The organism is Staphylococcus sp. HMSC056G08 (assembly GCF_001812305.1).
Lineage (GTDB): Bacteria > Bacillota > Bacilli > Staphylococcales > Staphylococcaceae > Staphylococcus > Staphylococcus simulans.
Window position 1 is genome coordinate 5,013 of sequence record NZ_KV808523.1, and the last position, 2,700, is coordinate 7,712.

The 2,700-nt window shown below is 35.3% G+C and carries 3 protein-coding genes; 1 reads left to right on the plus strand and 2 read right to left on the minus strand.

What is annotated here, in order from left to right; genetic code table 11:
- Both HMPREF2846_RS10695 and HMPREF2846_RS10700 read right to left on the minus strand, forming a co-directional pair.
- On the minus strand, nucleotides 1-682 hold a 682-nt coding region (locus HMPREF2846_RS10695), incomplete at its 3' end, for a cation diffusion facilitator family transporter (RefSeq protein WP_070626616.1).
- A gap of 204 nt (nucleotides 683-886) precedes the next feature.
- The gene (locus tag HMPREF2846_RS10700; protein WP_002479753.1) at nucleotides 887-1,267 is read right to left on the minus strand and encodes a GtrA family protein; all 381 of its coding nucleotides are present in this window, start codon (nucleotides 1,265-1,267) and stop codon (nucleotides 887-889) included.
- 174 nt (nucleotides 1,268-1,441) lie between these two features.
- On the opposite strand from HMPREF2846_RS10700, the gene HMPREF2846_RS10705 reads away from it, so the two are divergent.
- Entirely contained in the window at nucleotides 1,442-2,638 is a 1,197-nt protein-coding gene (locus HMPREF2846_RS10705) for a putative multidrug effflux MFS transporter TcaB (RefSeq protein ID WP_070626617.1), read from the plus strand.
- Nucleotides 2,639-2,700 lie beyond the last annotated feature (62 nt).

Genomic DNA, 2,700 nt, shown 5'->3' on the forward strand with positions numbered 1-2,700 from the left:
CATCTGACACTTCTAACACATCTTGACGATAATTTTCTAAGTCACGTTCATTAAATCCATCACTTAATGTGAAGATTGCTTCTCTGAAAATAGAAAAGCCTGTATAAACGATTAACGCACCTAAAATCGTTGCGAGAATAATATCGACAATCGGTAAACCGAATTGTGTAAATATCAAGCCGATACCAGTTCCTAAACTGACAATACTGTCAGACATGTTGTCTACTGCTGAAGAATGGAGTGAGCGGCTTTTGGTTTGTTTTGCTAAACGGAAATTATAGTAAGACACACCAAGCATGACAAACCCACTGACAATACTGACAATAATCGTAATCGGTGTCGGAGTATGATAATCATTTAAAAACAAACGTGGGAAGTTTTGCATCATAACTTGAACCCCGACGAACATAATAATGAACGAAACAAGTAATGAAGCAATGTTTTCTGATTTTAAATGACCATAAGGATGATTACGATCAGCAGGTTTGATTGAAATTTTCAAACCGACAATAACCGCAATTGAAACTAAAATATCAGTCATATTGTTTAATGCATCGGCTCTGACTGCCGCAGAATGATACAACGTACCTACAACATATTTAACAATAGATAGTACAATATAGGTTACTAAACTTAAATACGCACCTTTTTGTGCGCGTTGTAAATTAAGTGTTTGCGACATGGAATGTCCCACCTTTTCTTTAATTCATGTTTAGTATGCGGTATTTCATAACCACTTTCAATTTTTTTATTTTTAATTATTTTTTAATTTCTTGTGCTAATTTTTTAGTTAGCCTAACCTAAATATTAATTAAAACGAAACCTTGAGTTGAGACTAAAAAACAAGATAAGCCCTTTATTAAAAAGAATCTTATCTTGCTTCGTATTAGTCTCTTAATATGTATTTAGATAATACAAATGTTACAGGAATGGTAATGATTAATCCTGCAAAAGGTGCAATCACTGATGAAATGTGAAACCATTGTACAAAGACATAGAGCAACACCGTCTGCATGCCCATATTTACAACTTGCGTTAAAGGGAATTGAATAAATTTGCGCCATGTCGGTTTGACTTTATATACAAAATAACAATTCAAATAGTACGAAATAATGAAACTGACTACAAAACCTGTAATATGGCTGACAAGATAATTGATACCTATCACTTTCAACAATAATAAATATACAATGTAATAATTGAAGGTATTAATACCGCCTACTATAATAAATTTGATAATTTCAAAATGTGTTTGTGTTAACTTCATCTATCGTGCACCATCACTTTTCTTCTAAAAATCGATAATTCAACGTTATTATAGCACTTCTAAATTCTGTATTTCACTTATTTTCTGTCGCACTAAAAAAAATATACACACAAGCCGCTGATTTACGTTACAATTAACCATAATAATTGATTAACAGAATAGGAGTTATCTCAAATGGTCAAAACTGAACAATCACGGCTCCCTATTATTATGATTATAGTTTTAGGAGCTATGACCGCTTTCGGTCCTATGTTGGTAGACATGTATAACCCTGCCCTTCCTCAAGTGCGGGATGATTTCGGTGTTTCTACTTCAACATCACAACTTACTTTATTCTTTGTCATGATCGGTATGGCACTAGGACAATTTGTTTTCGGTCCACTCTCTGACGTTTATGGACGTAAGAAAACAGTGTTATCGATTTTAATCGGTATTGCGGTTGTCTCTTTAGCTTGTGTCTTTGTGTCATCTATTAATGTCTTCTTAGTCTTACGTTTTATTCAAGGGTTACTTGGAGGCGGCGCAATTGTAATCGCAAGAGCAACTGTCAGTGACCAATATGAAGGTGCAAGCTTAACGCAAATGATCGCAACTTTGCTTGTGGTTAATGGTATTATTACGATTATTGCACCATTAATCGGCGGTTATACCTTAGCATTTACATCATGGAAAATGATTTTTGCGGCATTAACACTGATTTCATTAGTGATTTTCTCAATCGCATTTATTAAGATGGAAGAAACACGTGATACGGCAAATGTACGCTTAAATTTCGGCGCAATTTTTAAAGACTTCGGTCACTTATTAAGCAAAGCGCGTTTTGTCATTCCAATGTTGATGCAAGGCTTTACTTACGTGATGCTTTTCAGTTTCGCAGCCGCTTCACCTTTCATCACACAAAAAATTTACCATATGTCACCTCAAGCATTCGGTTGGATGTATGCGGTAATTGGTATTGGATTAATTGCGATGAGTCAAATTACCGCATTTGCGGTGAAGAATATTGAAAGAGAGAAATTGCTGCATACCTTAACAGGTATTCAAGTATTTGGTGTAATCCTTGTGGTCATCACAACAGGTTTCCATTTACCATTACCGTTATTATTAGCTTCTTTCTTTATTATGGTATGGCCGGTAACAGGTATTGGACCGCTTGGTTTCTCTTTAGCGATTGAAGAACGTTCTGGGGGAAGCGGTAATGCTTCAAGTTTACTTGGTTTATTCCAATTTATCATCGGCGGTATTATCGCACCATTAGTTGGTATTCAAGGTGGTACAAGCGTCGGTCCATTTATTGTGATTATCTTAATCACTAGTGTGTTAGTCATCGTCTTAAACGTTTGGTTACACAAATTAATTCAAGTTAAATAACATGAATGAGAGTGAGACAACAGTCTCGCTCTCAGACTGTCGACAAAGTCCTACGGACTTGT

Coding starts and splice junctions, on each gene's coding strand:
- HMPREF2846_RS10705 (WP_070626617.1), top strand. CDS start 1,442: ATGGTCAAAACTGAACAATCACGGCTCCCTATTATTATGATTATAGTT.
- HMPREF2846_RS10700 (WP_002479753.1), bottom strand. CDS start 1,267: ATGAAGTTAACACAAACACATTTTGAAATTATCAAATTTATTATAGTA.